Annotated in this window: 17 protein-coding genes; 14 read left to right on the forward strand and 3 right to left on the reverse strand. The window is 41.7% G+C overall.

Translation table 11 applies throughout. From position 1 onward, the window contains the following. Positions 1 to 10: 10 nt before the first annotated feature. Positions 11 to 2,446: a glycoside hydrolase family 94 protein gene (locus ABS301_RS19585; RefSeq protein ID WP_349673813.1), complete on the reverse strand. Its 2,436-nt coding sequence runs from the start codon at positions 2,444 to 2,446 to the stop codon at positions 11 to 13. Positions 2,447 to 2,748: 302 nt separating this feature from the next. On the opposite strand from ABS301_RS19585, the gene ABS301_RS19590 reads away from it, so the two are divergent. From ABS301_RS19590 to ABS301_RS19610, 5 genes are read left to right on the forward strand one after another with little or no spacing between them, the layout of a single operon-like run. Beyond that, on the forward strand, positions 2,749 to 3,768 hold the full coding sequence (locus tag ABS301_RS19590) for a LacI family DNA-binding transcriptional regulator (protein ID WP_104436057.1): 1,020 nt from the start codon (positions 2,749 to 2,751) through the stop codon (positions 3,766 to 3,768). A 28-nt stretch (positions 3,769 to 3,796) separates the two neighbouring features. Continuing rightward, on the forward strand, positions 3,797 to 5,212 hold the full coding sequence (locus ABS301_RS19595) for a carbohydrate ABC transporter substrate-binding protein (protein WP_349673814.1): 1,416 nt from the start codon (positions 3,797 to 3,799) through the stop codon (positions 5,210 to 5,212). Between the two features lie 55 nt (positions 5,213 to 5,267). After that, positions 5,268 to 6,203, forward strand: a complete 936-nt coding sequence (locus tag ABS301_RS19600; RefSeq protein WP_349673815.1) for a carbohydrate ABC transporter permease — start codon at positions 5,268 to 5,270, stop codon at positions 6,201 to 6,203. Beyond that, on the forward strand, positions 6,203 to 7,042 hold the full coding sequence (locus ABS301_RS19605) for a carbohydrate ABC transporter permease (protein ID WP_349673816.1): 840 nt from the start codon (positions 6,203 to 6,205) through the stop codon (positions 7,040 to 7,042). The genes ABS301_RS19600 and ABS301_RS19605 overlap by 1 nt, the downstream gene beginning before the upstream one ends. A 5-nt stretch (positions 7,043 to 7,047) precedes the next feature. Next, entirely contained in the window at positions 7,048 to 8,388 is a 1,341-nt protein-coding gene (locus tag ABS301_RS19610; RefSeq protein ID WP_349673817.1) for a GH1 family beta-glucosidase, read from the forward strand. 65 nt (positions 8,389 to 8,453) lie between these two features. On the opposite strand, the gene ABS301_RS19615 is transcribed toward ABS301_RS19610, so the two are convergent. After that, on the reverse strand, positions 8,454 to 9,515 hold the full coding sequence (locus ABS301_RS19615) for a hypothetical protein (RefSeq protein ID WP_349673818.1): 1,062 nt from the start codon (positions 9,513 to 9,515) through the stop codon (positions 8,454 to 8,456). A 119-nt stretch (positions 9,516 to 9,634) separates the two neighbouring features. After that, positions 9,635 to 10,216 carry a TetR/AcrR family transcriptional regulator gene (locus tag ABS301_RS19620; RefSeq protein WP_349673819.1) on the reverse strand — a complete coding sequence of 194 codons (582 nt, stop codon included), beginning with the start codon at positions 10,214 to 10,216 and terminating at the stop codon, positions 9,635 to 9,637. Positions 10,217 to 10,436: 220 nt separating this feature from the next. Between ABS301_RS19620 and ABS301_RS19625 the strand changes: the two genes are divergently transcribed. The 9 genes from ABS301_RS19625 (at position 10,437) to codY (ending at position 24,120) form a co-directional block, all read left to right on the forward strand. Beyond that, positions 10,437 to 12,620, forward strand: coding sequence for an efflux RND transporter permease subunit (locus ABS301_RS19625; RefSeq protein ID WP_349673820.1), 2,184 nt, complete (start codon positions 10,437 to 10,439; stop codon positions 12,618 to 12,620). Further along, a complete protein-coding gene (locus ABS301_RS19630; RefSeq protein ID WP_349673821.1) occupies positions 12,613 to 14,862 on the forward strand; it encodes a hypothetical protein in 2,250 nt (749 codons plus the stop codon). The genes ABS301_RS19625 and ABS301_RS19630 overlap by 8 nt, the downstream gene beginning before the upstream one ends. Before the next feature lie 103 nt (positions 14,863 to 14,965). Beyond that, entirely contained in the window at positions 14,966 to 15,982 is a 1,017-nt protein-coding gene (gene galE / locus ABS301_RS19635) for a UDP-glucose 4-epimerase GalE (RefSeq protein WP_349673822.1), read from the forward strand. A 192-nt stretch (positions 15,983 to 16,174) separates the two neighbouring features. Beyond that, positions 16,175 to 17,503 (forward strand): putative DNA modification/repair radical SAM protein, encoded by a 1,329-nt coding sequence (locus ABS301_RS19640; protein WP_349673823.1) that lies wholly within the window; start codon positions 16,175 to 16,177, stop codon positions 17,501 to 17,503. Further along, positions 17,500 to 18,279: a TIGR03915 family putative DNA repair protein gene (locus tag ABS301_RS19645; protein WP_349673824.1), complete on the forward strand. Its 780-nt coding sequence runs from the start codon at positions 17,500 to 17,502 to the stop codon at positions 18,277 to 18,279. Before ABS301_RS19640 ends, ABS301_RS19645 begins: the two co-directional genes overlap by 4 nt. A gap of 173 nt (positions 18,280 to 18,452) precedes the next feature. After that, a complete protein-coding gene (locus ABS301_RS19650; RefSeq protein WP_349673825.1) occupies positions 18,453 to 19,994 on the forward strand; it encodes a YifB family Mg chelatase-like AAA ATPase in 1,542 nt (513 codons plus the stop codon). Further along, positions 19,987 to 21,087: a DNA-processing protein DprA gene (gene dprA / locus ABS301_RS19655; protein WP_349673826.1), complete on the forward strand. Its 1,101-nt coding sequence runs from the start codon at positions 19,987 to 19,989 to the stop codon at positions 21,085 to 21,087. The genes ABS301_RS19650 and dprA overlap by 8 nt, the downstream gene beginning before the upstream one ends. Before the next feature lie 14 nt (positions 21,088 to 21,101). Further along, positions 21,102 to 23,171 carry a type I DNA topoisomerase gene (topA, locus tag ABS301_RS19660; protein WP_349673827.1) on the forward strand — a complete coding sequence of 690 codons (2,070 nt, stop codon included), beginning with the start codon at positions 21,102 to 21,104 and terminating at the stop codon, positions 23,169 to 23,171. A 133-nt stretch (positions 23,172 to 23,304) separates the two neighbouring features. Continuing rightward, entirely contained in the window at positions 23,305 to 24,120 is an 816-nt protein-coding gene (codY, locus tag ABS301_RS19665) for a GTP-sensing pleiotropic transcriptional regulator CodY (RefSeq protein WP_349673828.1), read from the forward strand. The last annotated feature ends 226 nt before the right edge of the window (positions 24,121 to 24,346 follow it).

Here is a 24,346-nt window from a genome sequence, read left to right on the forward strand (position 1 = left end):
TCCCTTTTGCTTATTCCAGTGTAAGATCTACACGATATTCTGTTTTTCCAGCCTGGAATGGGATCTCATTCCCCTCAATGGCAGAACCATCCACCAGGAAGGAAGAAATCTTATTGCCTGTTTTCCCATTTCTTGCTACATGAATGTGATAGGTGGCACCCCTGAATTTACGGATTGCAGAAAATTCTCCCATTGAATCAGGAAGACAAGGGTTAACAATCAGCCCATGGAAGCCGGGACGTATTCCCAGAATGTGCTGGGAGATACAGACAAAGGTCCAGGCAGCTGTACCAGTCAGCCAGCTGTTTTTTGCTTCACCGAAATTAGCAGCATCCTTACCGGCAATCATCTGGGAATAGCAGTAAGGCTCTGTTTTATGGATCTCACTGATTTCCTCAGTATAGGCAGGCGCTGTTTTCCGGTATACTTCAAATGCACGGTTTCCTCTGCCAATCATGGTTTCTGCAATGGAAATCCATGGGTTATTGTGGCAGAATATGCCGGCATTTTCTTTGTATCCTGGCGGATAGGAAGAAATTTCACCCAGCTCCTTATGGTAAGTCTGATATGCCGGCTGATGCAGAACGATTCCGTAGGTGGTATCAAGTCTTTCCTGTACACTGTCAAGAGCTTTCTTAGCCAGTCCTTCTTCAATTCCGATGCCGCCCATTACGCAGAATCCCTGAGGTTCAATAAAGATCTGTCCCTCTCTGCACTCTTTTGAGCCGACTTTATTGCCTGCAGCATCATAGGCGCGCAGAAACCATTCTCCATCCCAACCGGATTTAAGGACTGCGTCATAAACCGCTTTTACAGAAGTCTCTGCTTCAATGGCTTCTTCTTCCAATCCCGTCAAACGGCAGATTTCTGCGTATTCTTTTCCGTACTTTACATACATTCCTGCAATCATCAGAGATTCCGCAACAGGTCCTTCGGATGGTCCGGTGGTTTGAAATGATTCCCCTGGCTCTGTCGAGAAGCAGTTTAAATTCAGACAGTCATTCCAGTCGGCACGGCCGATTAGGGGAAGTCCATGAGGCCCTAAATTGGATTTTGTAAATCCAAAGGAACGTCTTAAATGTTCCATTAAAGTCTGGCTTCTGTCAGCATCATTATCGAAAGGAACATTTTCTTTCAGAATATCCCAGTCGCCGGTTTCCCGTATGTATGCGCTGACACCTGCAATAAGCCAGAGAGGATCGTCATTAAAACCGCTTCCAATGTCCATGTTTCCTCTTTTCGTAAGAGGCTGATACTGGTGATAAGCACTTCCGTCTTCAAACTGGGTAGAGGCAATATCAATGATCCGCTCTCTGGCCCGTTCCGGTATCATGTGTACGAAACCAAGCAAATCCTGGCAGGAATCCCGAAATCCCATACCTCTACCTGTTCCTGATTCGTAATAGGAGGCAGAACGGGACATGTTAAAGGTAACCATACATTGATACTGGTTCCAGATGTTAACCATGCGAGCTGTTTTTTCCTCTTTCAGCGATACACTGTAGGTGGATAAAAGATCTGTCCAATACTGTTTCAGCTTTTCCAGTGCAGCCTCAATATCAGCAGCAGTGCGGTATTTTTTCAGCACAGCATCAGATGGTGCTTTGTTAATAACATCTGGTGCACTCCATTTTAAATCTGGTTCATTCTCGGCATAACCAAGAACAAAAACAAAGGTTTTTTCCTCTCCGGGCTCTAAATGGAGTGTGATCCGGTGAGAACCGATGGGAGACCAGCCGCTTGCCATGGAATTACCGGAAGTATTTTTTTCCACCATAGCAGGGTTCTGGTTGGAACCATATACGCCTACAAAGGTATTCCGGTCAGTATCAAATCCCTGGATCTGTGAATTGACGGAATAATAGGCATAATGATTTCGTCTTTCTCTGTATTCTGTTTTATGGTAAATAACAGAACCTTCCACCTCAACTTCACCGGTACTGAAATTCCGTTGAAAATTGGTCATATCATCCATGGCATTCCACAGACAGAATTCCACATAAGAATATAGGGTAAAATCTTTGGACTCGGTGCTTTCGTTCTTACATGTTACCTGGTTGATCTCGCAGGAGTCTCCCAGAGGTACAAAGGATGTTACATTGGCTTTTAAACCATTCTTCTTTCCAGTGAAACGGGTCACTCCAAGTCCATGGCGGCATTCATAAAAATCCAACGGAGTCTTTGAAGGCTGCCAGCCCGGATTCCAAATAGTGCCATTTTCATTAATGTAGTAGTAGTGTCCGTTGCTGTCCAGAGGAACATTATTGTAACGGTACCTTGTGAGCCGGAGCATCTTGGCATCTTTATAGAAGCTGTATCCCCCTCCGGTATTGGAAACCAGCGAAAAGAAATTCTCGCTTCCCAGATAGTTGATCCACGGCAGAGGAGTATCTGGGGCAGTAATCACATATTCTTTGTCCTGGTCATTAAAATATCCATATTTCATAGTTGAATAACTCCTTCCTGTTGGATGACCCAAATCCCTAAAAACGACATTTTTCGAAAACGATTAAGAAAGCTAATAGGGAGTTATACGGTCATAATAGCGCGGGTTGAGAAAAAAAACAAGAGGAATCTTTGAAATTATAGTAGAAAAAATATATTAGTATTTTGTATGATGTAAATATGCACAAAAACAATGAATAAAAACTATTTAAACTAGACAAAAAAGAAAAAACATATTGATTTTTGATAAAGAAAGGGGTATAGTGAAAATACGAAAACGATTAAGTTAAAAGGATGAGACATATGATTTCTATGAAAGAACTGGCACAGCACTGCGGGGTTTCCGTTGCCACAGTGAGCAAGGCGCTTAATGATCAGAGTGACATCGGGGAGAGTACTAAAATAAGAGTTAAGCAGGCAGCGGAAAAGCTGGGGTATTTTCCCAATGCTGCAGCAAGGTCCTTAAAAACAAACAGAAGCTATAACATAGGGGTTCTGTTCGTTGATGAGGCTAACAGCGGTCTGACCCATGAATATTTTGCCGCGGTTCTTGAAGGGTTTAAGGTAGAGGCGGAAAAGCAGGGTTATGATATCACGTTTATTAATGGGCAGATAGGAAAAAAGAAAGTTTCCTATTATGAACACTGCAAATACAGAAATGTAGACGGAGTGGTGATTGCCTGTGTTAAATTTGACAACCCTGAAGTGGTTGAACTGTTAAACGGGGACATCCCAGTTGTAACAATCGATCACATCAATGAAAACTGTTCTTCTGTATTGTCCGATAACGTAAAGGGCATTGAGAGCCTGATGGAATATGTTTATGAAAAAGGACATAGAAAGATTGCTTACATACACGGACAGGCGAGCACTACCGTTACAAAAGCCAGACTCACCAGCTTCTATCGATTTCTTGAAAGCCGGGAACTTTCAGTACCAGATGATTATGTACTGGAAGCAGATTATCTGGATGTCAGCCAGGCTATGGCATGTACCAGTGAGTTGTTAGACAGAAAAGATCCACCAACCTGTATTCTATATCCGGATGATACCGCACTGATCGGCGGACTCAATGAAATCCGGAGGAGAGATTTAAGGGTTCCAGATGATATCTCAATTGCCGGATATGACGGCAGCAGATTATCACAGATATTAAACCCTAGGCTAACTACCATTCGTCAGGATACATCAGCGATTGGTATGCAGGCCGCTAAAAAACTGATAAGCACGATCGATAAACCTAAGACGACTTTCACGGAGCAGATTATTGTGGAAGGCGAACTTATTACAGGGGAATCGGTTGGTAATGCTAATATTTCATGATAGTAATATCAGAAAAGGAGAGGGAAATATGAAGAAGAAAGTTGTAAGCGGATTATTATGCGCGGTGATGGCAGCTTCACTGGTTGCCGGATGCTCCTCAAAGAGCGCACCGAGCGAAAGCGGAAGCACAGCTGCAGACACGACGACTGCCAAGGAAACTGAGGCAAAGACGGAGACGCAGAAAGAAGCTGGTGGTGAAGGAGGAAAAGTGATTAATATTTATGTCTGGAACGATGAATTCAAAGCCAGATATGAAGATTATTATGCTTCCAAGCTTCCGGCAGGTTATAAGGTTAACTTTGTGACAACTCCCAGTGAGAACAACGCCTATCAGAATGCTCTTGATGAAGCACTGTTAAATCAGAATGACGCAAAGCCTGATGATAAAGTGGATATGTTCCTGGTTGAAGCAGATTACATTCTCAAGTATGTAAATTCCGACGCCACCATGGATTTAAAGGATGTTGGTGTTACAGAACAGGATATGGCAAAGCAGTATGACTATACCAAAGTAATCGCTAAGGATTCCAAGGGAGCACAAAAAGGTATTTCATGGCAGGGCTGCCCAGGACTTTATATCTATCGCCGCTCCATTGCCAAGGCAGTGCTTGGAACCGATGATCCTGCAGAAGTTCAAAAAGCAATTAATGACTGGGACTCTTTTGACAAAACAGCTGCCAAGATGAAAGACAAAGGATATTTTATGCTTTCCGGCTTTGATGATTCTTACCGTACTTTCTCTAACAATGTAGCTGCTCCATGGGTAAATGGAAAGAAGATAGCAATTGATCCAAGCATTGAAAAATGGGTTGATCAGACAAAGAAGTATACAGACGGCGGTTACAATCAGAAAACCACACTCTGGGCAGCTGAATGGGCTTCCGGACAGGGTCCTGATGGAAAAGTATTTGGTTATTTCATGCCTGCATGGGGCGTAGACTTCGTTCTTGCTAAAAACTCTCTTGCAAAAGCAGAAGCAGACGGAGGAAAGCAGGAAGTAGGAAATGGCGTTTACGGTGACTGGGCTGCAACCATTGGACCAGAATCCTATAACTGGGGCGGAACCTGGCTGTGTGCAGCAACTGGTACGGATAACGCTGATATCGTAGCAGATATCATGAAGACAATCTGCTGTGATGATGCAACCATGAAGAAAATTGTAGAAGAGAAGAATGACTTTGTTAATAACAAGACAGTTATGGAAGCTCTTGCAAAGGGCGATTACAAGTCAGCTTTCCTTGGCGGACAGAATCCACTTCAGATGTACTGTGACGCTGCAGAGAAGATCGATATGAGCAAGATTTCTCCTTATGATCAGGGTCTGAATGAAAGCTTCCAGAATGCTATGCATGATTATTTTAACGGTACTGTTGACAAAGATACAGCACTTAAGAATTTCTACACATCAGCACAAGAGAAGTATCCCGAATTAGAAGTAAAGTAGCAGCAAAATACAGGGCGGGATTTTCCCGCCCTGTATGAAAACAGGAGGCTCCATCATGGTAAGAGAAAAAAAGGCAAAAGCCAGAAAGAAAGTCAGCTATTCAAAATGGGGATATATTTTTTTAATACCTTTCTTTGCTACATATTTAGTATTTTCCTTTATCCCCCTGGTAACTACGTTTTATAACAGCATGTTTGAAAATTACCGTTCAGGGTTAACCCAGATCGGACCTAATTTTGTGGGATTTGAAAATTATATTTCTATTTTCCAGAGTGATCTCCTTAAATACATGGGCAATACGGTGATTCTCTGGATTATCGGTTTTATTCCTCAGATTTTCTTTTCCCTGATTCTGGCGGTTTGGTTTGCTGATTTCAGAATGAAGCTAAGAGGAAGTACTTTTTTCAAGACAATTATTTACCTTCCTAATGTAATTATGGCAGCGTCTTTTGCCATGCTGTTTTTTGCCCTGTTTTCAGATGACGGTCCAATGAATAATCTTATGATAAAAATGGGGCTGATCGACAGTCCGATCCGTTATCTCACCACAGTATGGGGAACCAGGGGACTGGTCGGTTTTATGAATTTTATGATGTGGTTTGGAAATACGACCATCCTTTTGATGGCGGCTATTTTAGGAGTAGATTCTGCTTTGTTTGAAGCTGCAGCCATTGATGGGGCGAAATCTCTTCAGATATTTACCAAAATTACCATGCCTACGATTAAACCCATATTTATTTATGTACTGATTACTTCACTCATCGGCGGTCTGCAGATGTTTGATGTACCCCAGGTACTTACCAATGGTAAAGGTACACCTGACCGGACCAGCATGACGTTAATTATGTTTCTGAACAATCATTTATACAGCAAAAACTACGGTATGGCAGGGGCTTTATCCGTAATACTCTTCATTATAACAGCTGCACTCAGTCTCGTAGTGTTTTTCATACTTACCGGTGCCGGTAAAGAGAAAGGAGGATCAAAATAATGGGAAAAGTAAAGAATTTAAAAAAGGCAGCTGCCTATATCGTATTGACACTCTTATCTTTTCTGTGCCTTTTTTTCTTTTATTGCCTGATCATCAATGCGACCAGATCCCATCCGGAAATCGCTAAGGGATTCTCATTTTTACCGGGAAAATCATTTGGTCCTAACTTATATAACGTACTGCACAACAAGAATCTGCCAGTAGTAAGCGGAATCGTAAACAGTTTATTTATAGCCAGTGCTTCTGCAGCTCTTTCGGTATACGTATCAGCACTGACTGCGTATGCAATTCACGCCTATGATTTTAAATTCAGAAATGCTGTTTATCTTTTTATCATTCTGATTATGATGATTCCGACGCAGGTAACCACCCTTGGATTTTTAAGCCTGATTGGTAAAATGGGGCTTATGGACAGTTTTGTTCCTCTGATTCTTCCATCTATGGCTGCACCAGTCGTATTTTATTTTATGGTTTCTTATTTCCAGAGTAATTTACCCTTAGAAATCGTGGAATCAGCCAGAATCGACGGATCCAATGAATTTTTCACCTTTAATTATATTGTAATTCCCATTGTAAAGCCTGCTTTGGCAGTACAGGGAATCTTTGCATTCGTGGCTTCCTGGAATAATTATTTTGTTCCCTCTCTTGTACTTAAATCCAATACGAAAAAAACACTTCCAATTCTGATTGCCCAGCTGCGAAGTGCAGATTTCTTAAAATTTGACATGGGGCAGGTTTATATGCTGATTACCATTGCCATTGTTCCGGTTGCAATCATCTATCTGTGCCTGTCCAAATTCATTATTGGTGGTGTAACAGCAGGAAGTGTGAAAGGATAGATACGATGGACTGGAAAAAAGACTTTATATGGGGAACCGCAACTTCATCCTATCAGATTGAGGGGGCAGCTTTTGAGGATGGAAAAGGGCTGTCTGTATGGGATGTCTTTGTAAGAGAGAAAGGCAGAATTTTTGAAGGACATACAGGAGACGTGGCATGTGATCATTACCATCGGATGAAAGAGGATGTAGCCCTGCTTGCAGAACTTGGGGTAGGGGCTTACCGCTTTTCTGTTTCCTGGCCAAGAATTATGCCTCATGGTATTGGAAGCGTCAATGAAAAAGGTCTTAAATTCTATTCAGATCTGATTGATGAACTGTTAAAGCACCATATTACTCCATATGTGACCTTGTTTCATTGGGATTATCCCAATGAACTGGAGATGCAGGGCGGATGGTTAAATCCCAGCAGCCCTGATTGGTTTGCCGAATATACAGCAGTTGTAGCAAAAGCATTTGGAAACCGGGTAAAGCATTACATTACATTTAACGAGCCGCAGATATTTACCTGGCTTGGATATGACAGATGCACCCATGCTCCTGGAATCAAATATCCGGTCGGCAGAATCCTTGCCATGTGCCGGAATATTGCTTTGGCACATGGGAAATCTGTGCAGAAATTACGGGAACTGGTACCGGATTGCCGGGTAGGATATGCACCCACCTGCGGCAATGCCTACTGGCCTGTGGAAGAAACTGATTTGCTGGTTGGAAAAGCAAAGGAGCTGCAGGATTCCATAGGAGCGGAAGACTGGATTCATTCTTCCGCATTCTGGAATGAACTGATTATAAAAGGAAGGTTTCACCGGCAATGTCCTCAATTATTTGGGGAAGACTTACCAGAATTGTCCGAAGGGGACCGGTTGCTGATCAGCCAGCCTCTTGATTTTTGTGGGATGAATCTCTATCAGGGAACCTCTGTTTGTTTATCCGACGCAGGTGAGTTAATTCTGGGTAAACTTCCTGCCGGGCATGGGAAGACCGGAATGGGCTGGCCCATTACTCCAAAAGCCATGTACTGGGCAGTAAAGAACTTTTACGATACTTACCAATTGCCTTTGTTTATTACAGAGAATGGTATGTCTGCCCTGGATGTAATATCCTTAGATGGAAGTGTTCACGATCCATGCAGAATTGATTACCTGGAGCGCCATCTGTCTGAACTGAAGCGCGCAGTATCAGACGGAGCGAAGGTAGAAGGGTACTTTGTGTGGAGTTTTCTGGACAATTTTGAATGGGAAAAGGGTTATGACGACCGGTTTGGAATTGTTTATGTAGACTATGAAACCCAGAGAAGAGTACCAAAGGACAGCTTTTACTGGTACCAGAATATAATCAGATCATAATTTTATTGAAAAAGGGCCATTGCTCCATATGTGTAAATCACTTATGGAGCAATGGTCCTTTTTTATCATCCCAGTGGGGTGGCCTGTCCGGTTATCTCGTCATATTGAAAGCCTACGCTGTTGTCATTGCAATCACATAAATAGGTGGCAACATAGGTTAACGTACTGTCGGGAAGCCGTTTGTAAGTCCGTACTGTGTAATAGTTCTTTCCCTCAATTTTAGTTATTCCAGGAGAAGCTATAAACTGATAGGAATCTGCACTTTCTGTAAGCTTTAATTTTTCCTGCCCCTGAGAACGAACTGTGTTCTCTGCCTTTTCAATGGAAGTTTCTGACTTGGGCTGCTTTTGTATATCGGTTATTACTTTTTTCTGCTCATTCCACTGGTTTTTAAAAAAATCGTTCCAGGATTCGCTGCCTTTGCCTGCTGTTACAGTCACACTGTCGCCTGCAGTTTCCAGCGTGATGGAGAGGTAGGTCTTAGAGTCAGAAGAAGGACCGGCCAGCTGATAACATTCCGCATTCTCGCTTTTTGTTTCACTTTCCGTGCTTTCTGCCGTTGTGCTTTCCTTGGTCACATCGATAAAACTTTTCTGAGTTTCCAGGTAATCCTTATAGGTTTTTAAATCTGCTGAGGCATTCTCCAAATGTACATATTTGTAGGTGTCTTTTGCTTCATCTGAAGCAGCTGTATCACTGTCGGAAGCTGCCTTACCTTCTGCCTCTGTACCAGATTTTGCGACATCGTCGGACTCTTTCTTTTCAGTCCCTGATTTTTTGGTCTCCTCTGAGCTTTCAGGAACAGATGCTGGTTCTTCATAGGTACGTTCCCCTACAATTGTAGTGAAAGAGGAGATGTCCTCATCTTTTGAAAAATAATAATCCGGTGCTTTGGCCACCTTTTCTTTTACCGTATTCTTATTTTTCAAGGATAATAAAATTATGGCTTGCGCGGCGCCGATAATAACAATGAACAGGGCTGCTACCAATAGGATAACGACTCGCTTGTTTTTCGGCAATAAAGACTTTTTACCAGTTTTTGCAGGCTTTTCTTTCTTTACTCTTGCAGCTTTTGGTTTTTTTAGTTTTGTTTTAGGTACTTTTTCTTTCGTTTTCTTTGTAGGCATAATGATCGTCCTTATGTAATATTTAATGCAAAAGATTAGATGCAGTTACAAAATCTAACTAACCATATATCGGTCAGTACTTATTGAAACATAAGGATTGTCTTATATTTATCACACAATTATGTGGTTAAAAGATTTTTTGCAGTTCCCATTATAACCTTATCCACGAATTCTGCAACTTCTTCTTTCGGCTGCTGCATATCGGTATTGAGCCACTGTTTAAAAACTCCGGTAAGTCCGTAGGTTATGAATTCCAAAAAATAGTTTAAGGTTACATCCTTTGCGTTGGGGTATTGCTCTTTAATGATGGCAGTTCCGTTTTTTAAGATAAGAGTATGGAAGCGATTTACAAAATCATTGGATGAACTGTTCTCAAAAAGGATTTTACATATCTTTTTGTTTTCTTCAATATATTGAATGATGGGAATTGTTACTGGCATGAGAGAAGCCTTTTTAAAAGCGTCCCGATAGCCGTTTACCATGTTTTGAAAGTCTCTTAATACTTCCGTTTCCATTTCCTGTAGCAGACTGTAAGTATCTGCGTAATGGAGATAAAAGGTTCCGCGGTTTAAATCTGCCAGCTCGGTAATATCCTTTACGGATATATTTTTAAAATCCTTTTTTTCCATAAGTTCAAGTAGACTTTCTTTTAATAATCTTTGAGTTTTTCGTATGCGTCGATCCTGCTTTTGCATGTCCATACAATTCCTCCCCCTCGCGCTTTGACGCGCCTTCTGATTTTAATTAACGATTATCTAAATGGTGTTGAGTATTATGCTGGAAAATATTCAGTGATTATTAATAGATGTATCAAAATAGATTGATTATTGAATGTTATGTACACTAGTATTATAATATACACGTGTTCAAAAGTCAATAAAGTATCCATTAGTAGATCAACGATTATAAATGGAGGGGGATATGGAAAAGAATAGAAGTTTTTTTGACAAATTTGTACATTTCGTTGTATTTAAAGGAAAATTGATTGAGAGTGTTTTTCTGGTAGGGACCATTATCTGCGCAGTTTGCTTTCCTTTTGTGAAAGTCAACTACGATTTAAGTAAGTATCTGCCGCAGTTTGCCCAGACGAAACAGGCTTTGGACGTGATGGAGGATGAGTTCGGATATCCTGGCATGGCCCGGATTATGGTGAAGAACGTAAGCCTTCAGGAAGCGAAACGGATCAGGAGTAAAATCTCAGATCTGGAGGGCGTGGATGTGGTAATAGGACCTGATCTTACAACGGATGTATATATGGGCGCTTCCTTTGCAAATGAGGGACTGACGGATATGACTTCACTTGATTCGTTCTCTATGAATAATTATTACCGTGATGGAAATGCACTGATGGATGTGATATTTAAAAAAGGAGATGACAATCCGCTTACCCGTTCCGGTATAAAGGAAATATACCGTATTGTTGGAAAGGATCGGGGGTGTTTTGCCGGAAGTGCAATATCAAGTAAAGAGAGGGAGGAATCGATTACACATGAGATAACCATAGCCATTGGTATGGCACTGGTTATTATCTGGCTGATCCTGGCGCTTACGACCACGTCCTGGATGGAACCGTTTTTATTTATTTTAATTATGATAATTGCAATTATACTGAATATGGGATCTAATCTGATGTTTGGTACAATTTCATTTTTTACATTTTCAACAGCGGCTATTTTGCAGCTGGCGGTTTCTATGGATTATTCAATCTTTCTCTTACATACGTTTACTGCCATAAAAAAAACGGGAGTAGAAATACATAAAGCCATGGAAATGGCGGTGAAGGAATCCTGCAGTTCTATTCTGGCCAGCGGAGCAACTACGATTGTTGGATTTATAGTCATCGCGTTTATGCGTTTTACCATCGGCAGGGATGTAGGATTTGTTTTGACAAAGGGAATTCTCTGCAGCCTTGCAACCGTACTTTTCCTGATGCCGACCCTGATCCTGCATTTCGATAATATGATAGAAAAAACGGCTCATAAGCCCTTCGTACCTCCCTTTGACCGGTTTGCAAAGCTGATGAACCGGTTAAGAAAACCTGTGTTTGTTATTGCAATGATCCTGGCTGTTCCCTGTTACTTTGGTCAAAACATGAATGCCTTTTACTATGGGGATGATGCCATAGGTGCAGGCCCGGGAACAAGAGTCTATGAGGATACCAGAAAAATCAATGAGGAGTTTGGAAAATCCAATATGATAATCGGGATTGTGCCAAATGGTTCGGTCGTAACGGAAAGACAACTGACAGATGCGCTGGAGGATCTGGATTTTGTCAATTACGCCATTTCCATGTCGGGTACAATACCCAGGGGAATTCCGGAAAGTTTTCTTCCGGATAAGGTGAGCAAGCAGTTAAGAAGCAGCCGGTATGCCAGATTTTTAATTTCCATGAATACGGTTCAGGAAAGCCAGTATGCCTTTGACTGCAGTCAGAAGCTTGAGAATGTAATACGTGAATTTTACCCTGATGATGCTTATGTGATTGGTATGACACCCACAACCATTGATATCCGTGATATCCTCACAGATGATTATAATAAGGTATCTTTACTTTCACTTGCGGGGGTTGCCCTTGTGGTATTAGTGACCTTTCAGGCGATTCTGGTGCCGATTCTTGTTATTATCCCCATTGAGGTGGCAATCTACTTAAATATGACGTTGCCTTACGTTATGGGAGATAGCATTGTCTATATCGGCTACATTATCGTCAGCTGCCTTCAGCTGGGTGCCACCATTGACTATTCCATATTGATGACCAACAATTATCTGGGGTTTAGAAAAACCATGAATAATACAGATTCGGCAATGGCGGCTATTTCTAAGAGCACCTTATCCATTATCACATCAGGAGGTATTCTGACAGTGGTGGGATATCTTCTGTTTTTCACTTCCTCCATTCAGGCAATCTCCCAGGTAGGAAGGCTTGTGGGCAGAGGAGCTTTACTTAGTATGGTATTAGTATTATCTCTGTTACCGGCACTTCTTAGTTTGTTTGATAACCAGATACAAAAACAGCAGGAACGCTCCATAAAACGAAAAGAAAGGCGCCGCTTAAAATATACAAAAGTAAGAGGAACGTTAAAAGGAGGGGATGTAAATGAATAAGCATAAAAAAATATTATCCATAGGGCTGGCTGCTGTTTTTTCCATGCAGTCTGTACTGATGCCGCTGGCATCGCAGGTTCAGCCTCCATACGATGAAACTCTTTATGTAACAATGGATCCCTATGGTGAAATAAAAGAAAGCAGTATTGTAAAGATTTATAAAACAGATGGAAATGAGTCACTGGTGGATTATGGGAATTATGAAAAAGTAATTAATCTGACTGATCATTCTCAGCCGGTAATCGGAGAAGACGGGTCGGTAACGTTTACTCCAGAATCAGGAGAAAAGAGGTTTTATTTTGAGGGGCAGACAAAGACAGAAAAAAAAGAACTTCCCTGGGATATTACAGTCAGTTACAGGCTTAACGGAGTTGAGAAAAACGCAGAGGAACTGGCGGGTGAAAAAGGTCTGGTAGAAGTAAATGTGGATCTTAAGCCCAATGAAGGACTTTCCGATTTTTACAAAAATAATATGACATTGATGGGCAGTGCTGTCGTGGATATGGATAAAAACTTAAGTCTGGAAGCAGAAGGCGCCCAGGTACAAACGGTTGGTAATATAAGCACGGTTGTTTTCTTTGCGCTTCCAGGCGAAGACGGACATTATTCCATCCGCATCGGAACTGATGATTTTAAATTTTCCGGCGTTGTTTTTGCCATGGTTCCGCTGACAGTGAGTCAGCTTGACAAAGTTAAAGATTTGCGGGAAGCAAAGAAAACCATGGAAGATTCCGCCGATGCAATCAGTGACAGCCTGGATGTGGTGCTAAATACCATGGATCAGATGAAGAACAGCCTTGACAATACTTCGGATGGTATCAGAGGGCTTGATAAAACCAGACAGATTGTCGCGGATTCCAAAGGAACGGTTTATCAAAACGCCGATGATGCCCTTACTGCACTGGATGGACTGTCTCAGACACTGCGGCCGTTTTACAATCACACGGAGAATGCCAAGACAGCGTTAAATGATTTAAGAGGCCAGACGAATCACCTGACTGAAATCCTTAGTGATCTTACTCCGGATTTAAACGATCTTCAGGAAGGAGTAAGAGATTTAAGAGATGAACTGAAGGAATTGCAGAAACTGGTTAATTCTCCGGAAACAGGAATGAAGACCCAGATGGTTTTAAAGCAGCTTGATAAAACACAAGACCATTTAAACACACTGACAAACCAACAGCAGACACTGGCTAAGGAGCTGGAACAGCTGGCAAAGATACTTCCCCAGATGGTGTCTTTAAGCGGATCACTAAGCGCTTCGGCACAGGCACTTGGAGATGACGAACTGGAAGACTTACTTGAGGATATCAAGGCGGAAGATCTGGCAGACAGTGACGAGATTTCCTCTTATTTGTTTAATGAGAAAGGATATTCTGTTACAGAAATCAATACATTAACCAATTACTTATCCTCTGCACTGGGAGCCGGGGATATTGCGTCCCCCAGTTCTGCAACTAATGCTGCAACAAAGGCTGCCATGCAGGCAGCAGCGCCACTGGCACAGCTTTTGCCCCAGCTGGCAGGAAGCGGAGCAGGACTGTCTGACGATATGTCAAAGTTTCTTGGATTGACAAAAGTACTACTTGGTGACCTTTATGCAGAAGGAAACCATATTAACGGGGCAACAGACGGAGTGATAAAAACCACGGATGCCGTTGGGAAACTTTGCGATACTGCAGATGATCTGATTGGAAGTGCAGAGGAGCTCAATGGAATTTTAAACCGTCATCATGATGAGATGCTTAATACGCTGACGGATATGGGGAAAATGACAGACAGTGCATCAAGGACCATTGATTCCATGAATGTATTCTTCCGATCTTTGGAGAGCCAGTTAAAGACGGTGGGAAACTCGTTAAACGGCAGTACACAAAAGACGTTAAACGGGCTGGCTGATACCCTGGATATTGCAGGAAACGGACTCGATCAGACGGAAGTCTTAAGAAATGCAAAGGATACAATTAAAAATATGATTGATGATAAGTGGGATGAATATACCACTGAGGATACAACCCTGTTAAATATTGATTTAGAAGCAAAACCGGTTTCCATGACGTCGGTAAAGAACCCATCACCAAAGAGCATTCAGATCATACTGAGAACAGGAGAAATTAAAATAGACGAAGAAGACAAGGAAAGTAAAGTAGATGAAGATTTTCATCCCGATGGTAATGTACTTCACCGCATAGGAAATATTTTTAAAAACATTTTCGGATTTTTTACTTCTATATTTAAATAGAAGAAATCAGATAAAAATCATAGGTTTTTAAGAAATTCTACATTGTTATTTTTTGATTTCCTGCTTATAATAGTTTCAGGACATTTAAAAGGAGGAAGTTAACATGGCGATATTAGTAACCGGTGGTGCTGGATACATAGGAAGTCATACCTGCGTAGAACTGCTGAATGCCGGCTTAGAGGTAGTGGTAGTTGACAATCTGTGCAATTCCAACAGGGAATCCATGAATCGTGTTATGGCAATAACAGGAAAAAAACTGAATTTTTATGAGGCAGATTTATTGGACCAGGAAGCGCTGGAACAGATTTTTAATAAAGAGACAATTGATGGCGTCATTCATTTTGCAGGGCTGAAAGCGGTAGGGGAATCAGTTTTTAAGCCACTTGAATATTATCATAATAACATTACAGGAACGTTAGTGCTCTGTGATGTTATGAGAAAGCACGGAGTGAAGAATATTGTGTTTAGTTCTTCTGCTACAGTTTATGGAGATCCTGAATTCGTGCCCATTACAGAAGAATGTCCCAAGGGAGAAATCACCAATCCTTATGGGAGAACCAAGGGAATGTTAGAACAGATCCTGACGGATTTAAATACCGCAGATCCAGAGTGGAATGTAATGTTATTACGTTACTTCAACCCCATCGGCGCTCATGAATCCGGCCGGATCGGAGAAGATCCAAAAGGTATTCCTAACAATCTTCTTCCTTATATTACTCAGGTAGCGGTAGGAAAGCTGGAACGTCTTGGAGTGTTTGGAAAGGATTACGATACTCCGGATGGAACCTGTGTCCGTGACTACATTCATGTTGTTGACCTGGCATTAGGCCATGTGAAGGCATTAAAAGCCATGTCGAAGCAGTCAGGCGGCGTGCAGATATATAATTTAGGAACAGGAATCGGATACAGCGTTCTTGACGTGATCGGCGCATTTGAAAAAGCAAATGATTTAAAGATTCCGTATACGATTATGGATCGCAGGGCAGGAGATATTCCCACGTGCTATGCTGACCCTTCCAAAGCAGAGAAGGAACTTGACTGGAAAGCAGAACGGGGAATTATAGAGATGTGCCGTGATTCCTGGAACTGGCAGAAGAATAATCCGCGTGGATTTGAATAATAAGTTTAAATAACAGCACTTAATCAGCAGATGGAGACGGGGGATTTCGCCGTCTTTTTCTGTTGCCTGTTTTCTACATGAAATAAAGAATAGCAATTACCAGGAAAAGAGAACATATATTCGGGAAGTACTTGAAATTATTTAAAATATATGATAATATTCATAGTAAGAACAAATGTTCGAGGTGAAGAGATGCTAATACAGGAATCATTAAGTGTTCAGGAAAAATTAGAGATATTGTCGGATGCAGCCAAGTATGATGTGGCATGTACTTCCAGCGGAGTAGACCGTAAGGGGAAGGCGGGCACCATCGGCAATGCCAGTAAAGCAGGTATCTGCCATAGCTTTTCAGCAGATGGCAGATGTATCTCTTTGCTTAAGATATTATTTACAAATCAGTGTATTTACGATTGCAAATACTGCATCAACAGATCTTCCAATGACGTGGTACGCACTGCGTTTACTCCGGAAGAGGTTTGCCAGCTTACCATACAGTTTTATAGACGCAATTATATTGAGGGATTATTTTTAAGCTCTGGTGTACTGACCAGTGCAGATTATACCATGGATCTTATCTATCAGACGTTAAAAAAGCTGAGGGAGGAGTACCACTTTCATGGATATATTCATGTAAAAGCCATTCCCGGCGCAGATCCCCTGTTAATTGAAAAGACAGGATTTCTTGCAGACCGTATGAGCATTAATCTAGAACTTCCCACTGCAGAAGGGTTAAAGAAACTGGCTCCAGGTAAAAATCGTGACAAGATATTAAAACCCATGAAGCAGATACAGAACGGGATTGTAACCAACCGCTTTGAGTTAATGGAATATAAAAAGGCTCCTGCCTTCGTTCCGGCAGGTCAAAGTACCCAGATGATTGTAGGTGCCACACCGGAGAATGACTACCAGATGATGATGGTGGCAGAGGCATTGTACAAAAACTATGATTTAAAGAGGGTATTTTATTCTGCATTTGTTCCAGTTAATCAGGACAGCAGCCTGCCTGCACTTCCGGGAGGTCCGCCGCTTTTAAGAGAACACAGGCTTTATCAGGCAGACTGGCTGATGCGGTTTTACGGATTTCAGGCCGAAGAACTGCTATCAGAAGACCGCCCTAATTTTAATGTTCTTCTGGATCCCAAGTGCGATTGGGCACTGCGGCATCTGGAACAGTTTCCGGTGGAGGTGAACCGGGCTGATTATTTTACCCTTTTAAGGGTTCCAGGTATGGGAGTGAAGTCTGTGAAGCGGATTATTGCGGCCAGACGAAGTGGGATTTTAGATTTTGAGGCACTAAAGAAGATGGGTGTTGTACTGAAGAGAGCACACTATTTTATTACCTGCTCCGGGAGGATGATGTACCCTGTAAAGATTGAAGAGGATTATATATCCAGACACCTGGTGGGGGAAGAAAGAAGAAGTGTCTGGGATATCAGCGCTACCAATACGTACCGGCAGCTGTCTCTGTTTGACGATACCAGTCTGTCGACACAGGTAAATTCCGGAGGTATTGTGGTATGAAGACGATATATCTTTGCGACAGCAGTATAGAAGGGATTTTAAGCGGTGTTTATATTGCGTGGGCCAGCAGGAAGGGGCATGACAATGTGAAACTCCGGCTGAAAGATGACGGTGCAACCATGGAGTTGTTCTGCCAGTATGAAGAAGTACCCGTTGATTCTCAAAAAGCGGATAAGGTGATTACGGCAGTCCGGAATAAGATATCTGAAGAAGCTTATGAAGTTGTCTATAAAGCGGCTCTGAGCAATGATATGGAGCGGGCAGATAAGATTTATCGATTTCTGATCTATGGCTTTCGTGTGGGAGCCGGCGTTGTCAGTATGCTTCAGAACCAGGCTGTTTATGACATATTTCAAATGTGCCGTTTTGTGGATAATGAGACTCACCTTTTGACTGGATTTGTTCGCTTTACCGAGATGGAGAGGGATTTACTGGTAGGAAGAATTGGCCCTAAGAATGATGTAATTGTTCTTCTTGCCCCCCATTTTGCAGATCGTTTGTCTGGTGAAAACTGGGTGCTATATGATGTTAATAGAAAAAAAGCAGTCCTTCACCCGGCATACCGTCATTGGTATCTGACTGATTTTTTACCATCTGATTGGGAAGATAAGATTGTAAAAACATCGGTGGAAGATGAATATGAAGACCTTTTTAAACGTTTTAGAAAGAGTATTTCTATCAAGGAACGTACCAATCCCATTTGCCAGCTGAATCATATGCCACTTCGTTACAGACCGTATATGCCAGAATTCTCTCAGGGACTAAGGGACGTCTGACGACATCTGACAGATATTTATTTTTTATTTAAAAAAGCAGAAAAAGCAAGAAAACAGTTGTTTTTTTCTGCTTTTTAAGCTATCATAAATCTAATCCGATTCCGGATATTCCAAGTGCATTTCTGCATAAATTTCCATTTTTATTTCCTTTATATTTTGAAAGGAGCATTCAATTGTATAGTAAAGTTCATAGTATCGGTATTATCGGTGTAGAGGGCGTCCCCATACTTGTGGAAGCAGATGTGAGTGATGGGCTGCCGGGTTTTTCCATGGTTGGATATCTTTCTTCTCAGGTGAAAGAAGCTCAGGATCGTGTCAGAACTGCCCTCAAAAACTCTGGTTTTCGTATTCCTGCAAAAAAAATAACCATTAATTTATCCCCTGCAGATATCAGGAAAGAGGGGGCGGCTTTTGATCTTCCTATTGCAATTGCCATTTTAGCTGCTTCTGGTATGATCCAATCTGCAGGTTTGCCCCACTGTGTGTTTTCAGGAGAACTGGGGCTGGATGGTACGGTAAAACCCGTTCCAGGAGCTCTTTCCATTGTTATTGCAGCAAAAAGGGAAGGAAAGACAATCTGCTACCTGCCAAGAGAGAACAGAAAAGAGGGGATTTTCACAAACGGAATACAGGTTATGGGGGTACATACATTAAAAGACCTGACAGATCACCTAAATGGAGGAAAGAAACTTTCCCAACTTCCAGATGATCCTGTAGAACTAAAAACAGAGAAAGATATATATAATGTGGATTTTTCAGACGTGGGTGGCCAGCCGTTTTTAAGACGGGCTACAGAAGTTGCTGTAGCAGGTATGCATAATATCATGTATATTGGTCCCGCAGGAACAGGGAAAACCATGTTTGCCAAAAGAATTCCTACCATTATGCCGTCACTTTCTTTTGGGGAAATCATGGAAATTTCAAAAATATACAGCGTTTGTGGTTTGCTTTCCGGGGAAACTCCAATTATGAATTCCCGGCCGTTTCGAAGTCCCCATCATACCATAAGCCCTCAGGCATTTGCAGGAGGAGGGCGAATCCCAAGACCGGGAGAGATTACTCTCGCCTCTGGAGGCGTTTTATTTCTGGATGAATTGTCGGAATTTCAAAAATCCACCATTGAAATTTTAAGGCAGCCTCTGGAAGAGGGGGAAATTACCATATCAAGAAGTCATGGAGCTTATCTGTTTCCAGCTAAATTCCTATTGGCAGCCGCCATGAATCCGTGCCCCTGTGGCTTTTATCCGGACAGGACAAAGTGCAGATGCTCGGAAAGCCAGGTAAATAAATATTTAGGAAGAATTTCAAAACCAATATTGGACAGAATTGATATCTGTGCAGAATCCAGTCCGGTAAGTTATAAGGAACTGAGGCAAGGAAAGAAAGGAGAATCCTCTGCCGCCATCAGGAATCGTATTGAACGGGCAAGGGTAATGCAGATGGAACGCTTCAGGGGGACGAATATACTTTTTAACAGTTTTATGAAAAAACCGGATTTGGAAAAATACTGCGGTCTTCATCAGACAGAAGAAACATATTTAAAACAAATCTTCGATTCCATGGGACTTAGTGCAAGAGGATACGAAAAGATTCTTAAAATAGCAAGAACCATTGCAGATCTGGAGGGTTGTGAAAATATTTCGAAAAGTCATCTGGCAGAAGCTGCCGGTCTGAGAAGCCGGGAAGGAAAGTTTTGGGGAGGTATCTATGGATAATCTGGAAGAACGGGAATACTTATACTGGCTTTCCCACATTCCATTTCTTGGAGCTGTGAAAATAAAAAAACTGTATGACTACATGGGAAGTTATAAGAAGATATATAATATAGAAAGAAAAGAACTGGAAAGCTGTGGGCTTTTAAAAGAAAGTGAGATTTTATTTTTTGAAGAACGAAAGCCCTACCTGGATTCTGTTCGCAGGCAGCTGGAGCAAATAGAAAAAAAGGGTATTCGCTTTATTGCACATTTTGAGCCTGATTATCCCAGGCGGCTTCTGTCTATTTACGGATACCCCATGGGCCTTTTTGTAAATGGACAGCTTCCTGGAGAGGAGAAACCTGCAGCTGCCATAATAGGGGCCAGAAACTGCACCAATTATGGACGTCAGATGGCTCAGAGCCTGGCAAGAGAGTTATCTGCTGCAGGTATATCAATTATCAGCGGTCTGGCATATGGCATAGACGGAGCGGGACATGAAGGAGCGCTGGAGGCAGGCCAGGAAACTTATGGAGTACTGGGGTGCGGAATCAATGTTTGTTATCCCAGAGAAAATTATGGTTTATTCAGCCAGATGAAAAAACGCGGAGGTATTATAACTGAATTTATGCCCGATGAAGCTCCGAAGCCTCAGAATTTTCCCATGAGAAACCGGATTATAAGCGGAATTTCTGATGCAATTCTTGTAATTGAGGCAAGAGAAAAAAGCGGTTCTCTGATCACGGCGAATCTTGGACTGGAGCAGGGGAAAGAGATTTTTGCCCTTCCAGGAAGAGTAACTGATCCCTTAAGTGCGGGTTGTAACCGCCTTATTTCTGAAGGCGCAGAGGTTTTACTCTCTCCGGAGACAGTGTTGGAATATTTTAAGTTACAGAGCGGTAAAATATTAAGAGTTCATGAAAAAAATAAGAACGGGCTTGCCAAAAAAGAAAAAATGGTGTATAGTTGCCTAGATTTGCAACCGAAGAATCTGGAAGAGATTGTGAGCTGCAGTGGATTGTCTGTCAGCGAGTGCATGAGTGTCCTCCTGGAACTGGAATTAAAGGGCAGCATTATACAGACATCCCATCAATATTATGGTAAGAAACAATAGGCGAGGAGTTTGGTATGGCGAACTGTTTAGTAATTGTGGAGTCACCCGCAAAAGTAAAAACTATAAAAAAGTTCCTTGGAGCAAACTATGAAGTAGATGCTTCCAATGGACATGTAAGGGATCTTCCTAAGAGTCAGATGGGAATCGATGTGGAACATGATTTTGATCCAAAATATATAACGATCAGGGGAAAAGGGGATATTCTTGCAAAACTGAGAAAAGAAGTGAAGAAAGCGGATAAGATTTATCTGGCAACTGACCCTGACCGTGAAGGAGAAGCGATTTCCTGGCATCTGATGAAAGCATTAAAATTAGATGAACTGAAAGAAAAACAGGTATACCGCATCAGCTTCAATGAGATTACCAAGAATGCAGTAAAATCTTCATTAAAAACCCCAAGAGATATTGATATGGATCTTGTGGATGCCCAGCAGGCAAGAAGAGTTCTTGACCGAATGGTTGGATATATGATCAGTCCTCTTTTATGGGCAAAGGTCAAAAGGGGGTTAAGTGCCGGTCGTGTACAATCGGTTGCTCTGCGCCTTATCAGTGACCGGGAAGAAGACATCAATGCTTTTATTCCGGAAGAGTACTGGAATCTGGATGCGGTCTTAAAGCAGGAAGGAAGCAAGAAGTCTTTAACAGCCAAATTCCACGGAGACAAGAATGGCAGAATAGCCATTCATAATAAGGAAGAGTTAGATGGCATCCTGAAAGGTCTCCAGAAGAAAGAGTACCAGGTTGAAGAAGTTAAAGCTGGGGAACGGGTAAAAAAAGCTCCCATTCCATTTACTACCAGTACACTTCAGCAGGAAGCATCCAAGGTTCTTAATTTCTCAACTCAGAAAACCATGCGCTTAGCTCAGCAGTTATATGAAGGAGTGGAAGTCGCAGGCCACGGAACAGTCGGTCTGATCACCTATTTGCGTACTGATTCTACCAGAATCGCAGAAGAGGCTGATGTTGCTGCAAGAGAGTTCATTGAGAAGCAGTATGGCAGCCGTTATCTGGCAAATGGAGAGCAGAACAAAAAGAGTAATGTTAAGATACAGGATGCGCACGAGGCGATCCGTCCTACCGATATCGCGCTGACACCAGTAATTGTAAAGGAATCACTTCAGAGAGATTTATTCCGTCTTTATCAGCTCATCTGGAAAAGATTTGCAGCCAGCAGAATGCAGCCGGCTGTATATGAAACAACTTCAGTGAAGGTGAAAGCGGGAAATTATTTCTTCACCCTTTCTGCTTCAAAACTTCAGTTTGACGGCTTTATGTCAGTCTATGTACAGGAAGAAGAGAAGGAAGATAATAATGTTCTTCTTGGTAATCTGGAAAAAGGCAGTATACTTAAGTTGGAGAAGCTGGAAAACAGTCAGCATTTTACCCAGCCCCCGGCTCATTTTACGGAGGCATCTCTGGTAAAGGCAATGGAAGAACAGGGAATTGGTCGTCCAAGTACTTATGCTCCTACGATTACAACGATTATAGCCAGACGGTATGTGGCTAAAGAAAATAAAAACCTTTACGTGACAGAACTGGGAGAAGTAGTCAACAGTATGATGAAACAAAGCTTCCCCAGCATTGTAGACGTCACATTTACTGCAAATCTGGAGTATCTTCTAGATAAAGTTGGAGATGGAACGGTACAATGGAAAACAGTTGTAAAAAACTTCTATCCTGACTTAAAGGAAGCGGTTGATAAGGCACTGGTAGAACTGGAATCTGTTACCATAGCAGATGAAGTAACAGAAGAGATTTGTGAACTGTGTGGCCGTAATATGGTTATTAAATACGGACCTCACGGTAAATTCCTTGCATGCCCTGGTTTTCCGGAATGTAAGAATACGAAACCTTATCTGGAAAAAACAGGAGTTCCCTGTCCAAAGTGCGGTAAGGATGTAGTGATTAAAAAGACAAAAAAGGGCAGAATTTATTATGGATGCGAGGCAAATCCTGAATGTGATTTTATGTCCTGGCAAAAGCCTTCCACCCAGAAATGTCCAAAATGCGGTTCATATATGGTTGAAAAGGGCAACAAGTTACTGTGCTCTAATGAGCAGTGCGGATACAGTGCAGATAAGTAGGGAAAAAGAATAATTATTAAGAAAATCGAAAATCTTCAAAAAACTATTGTTATTTGAAAATAATAGTGATAATATTTAATTATTAAAAGCGTTTTTCGAAATTTAACATCAATTATAAAGGAGGTTTTCGGCAATGAGCGTACAGTTGTTGGACAAAACTAGAAAAATTAACAAATTATTGCATAACAATAATTCGCATAAGGTCGTATTTAACGATATCTGTGAAGTGCTTACCGAGATCCTGAATTCCAATATTCTTGTTATAAGCAAGAAGGGCAAGGTGCTTGGCGTGGGTCTTACGCCAGACATCGATGAAATTCAGGAACTGATTGCAGATCAGGTAGGTGGTTATGTTGATACTATGCTGAATGAACGACTGCTCAGTATTCTTTCCACAAAAGAAAATGTAAACTTGGAAACGCTTGGTTTTACCGGTGATGACATCAGAAAATATCAGGCCATTATTACACCGATTGACATAGCTGGGGAGAGACTTGGTACTCTGTTCATTTACAAATCGGATTCACAATATGACATTGACGATATTATTTTAAGCGAGTATGGAACCACCGTTGTGGGACTTGAAATGATGCGGTCAGTAAACGAAGAGAATGCAGAAGAAACAAGAAAGGTTCAGATTGTAAAATCAGCGATCAGCACCTTATCATTCTCTGAATTGGAAGCAATCACACATATCTTCGAAGAACTGGATGGCAATGAAGGCATTCTTGTAGCAAGTAAAATTGCAGACCGTGTTGGAATCACCCGCTCAGTGATTGTCAATGCACTGCGTAAGTTTGAAAGTGCCGGCGTTATCGAATCAAGATCCTCCGGTATGAAAGGAACCTATATAAAGGTTCTAAATGATGTGGTATTTGATGAGCTGAAATTAATAAAGGCAGGCAATTCAAAAATCATTGCAGATCGTCGTGAATTAAAGGATTTATAGTGCATAGATACGATTAAAAAAGGTAATCATTCTCGATTACCTTTTTTTGCGGATACAAGACAGAAATCTTCTGATTTGGACATAAAATATAAAAAATTACTTGCATCACTAAAAATATTGTGCTATACTAGCAAGGCTTACAAAAAACACGTCTGCGGATTCCAGAGGAAGGTGCCATATTATGGTCTCCCCGGAAGCAAGAGAAACGGACGGAAGTAAAACCAAT

Origin of the sequence: Lacrimispora sp., assembly GCF_031982545.1 — a bacterium.
Lineage (GTDB): Bacteria > Bacillota > Clostridia > Lachnospirales > Lachnospiraceae > Lacrimispora.

Coding starts and splice junctions, on each gene's coding strand:
- ABS301_RS19585 (WP_349673813.1), bottom strand. CDS start 2,446: ATGAAATATGGATATTTTAATGACCAGGACAAAGAATATGTGATTACT.
- ABS301_RS19590 (WP_104436057.1), top strand. CDS start 2,749: ATGATTTCTATGAAAGAACTGGCACAGCACTGCGGGGTTTCCGTTGCC.
- ABS301_RS19595 (WP_349673814.1), top strand. CDS start 3,797: ATGAAGAAGAAAGTTGTAAGCGGATTATTATGCGCGGTGATGGCAGCT.
- ABS301_RS19600 (WP_349673815.1), top strand. CDS start 5,268: ATGGTAAGAGAAAAAAAGGCAAAAGCCAGAAAGAAAGTCAGCTATTCA.
- ABS301_RS19605 (WP_349673816.1), top strand. CDS start 6,203: ATGGGAAAAGTAAAGAATTTAAAAAAGGCAGCTGCCTATATCGTATTG.
- ABS301_RS19610 (WP_349673817.1), top strand. CDS start 7,048: ATGGACTGGAAAAAAGACTTTATATGGGGAACCGCAACTTCATCCTAT.
- ABS301_RS19615 (WP_349673818.1), bottom strand. CDS start 9,515: ATGCCTACAAAGAAAACGAAAGAAAAAGTACCTAAAACAAAACTAAAA.
- ABS301_RS19620 (WP_349673819.1), bottom strand. CDS start 10,216: ATGGACATGCAAAAGCAGGATCGACGCATACGAAAAACTCAAAGATTA.
- ABS301_RS19625 (WP_349673820.1), top strand. CDS start 10,437: ATGGAAAAGAATAGAAGTTTTTTTGACAAATTTGTACATTTCGTTGTA.
- ABS301_RS19630 (WP_349673821.1), top strand. CDS start 12,613: ATGAATAAGCATAAAAAAATATTATCCATAGGGCTGGCTGCTGTTTTT.
- galE (WP_349673822.1), top strand. CDS start 14,966: ATGGCGATATTAGTAACCGGTGGTGCTGGATACATAGGAAGTCATACC.
- ABS301_RS19640 (WP_349673823.1), top strand. CDS start 16,175: ATGCTAATACAGGAATCATTAAGTGTTCAGGAAAAATTAGAGATATTG.
- ABS301_RS19645 (WP_349673824.1), top strand. CDS start 17,500: ATGAAGACGATATATCTTTGCGACAGCAGTATAGAAGGGATTTTAAGC.
- dprA (WP_349673826.1), top strand. CDS start 19,987: ATGGATAATCTGGAAGAACGGGAATACTTATACTGGCTTTCCCACATT.
- topA (WP_349673827.1), top strand. CDS start 21,102: ATGGCGAACTGTTTAGTAATTGTGGAGTCACCCGCAAAAGTAAAAACT.
- codY (WP_349673828.1), top strand. CDS start 23,305: ATGAGCGTACAGTTGTTGGACAAAACTAGAAAAATTAACAAATTATTG.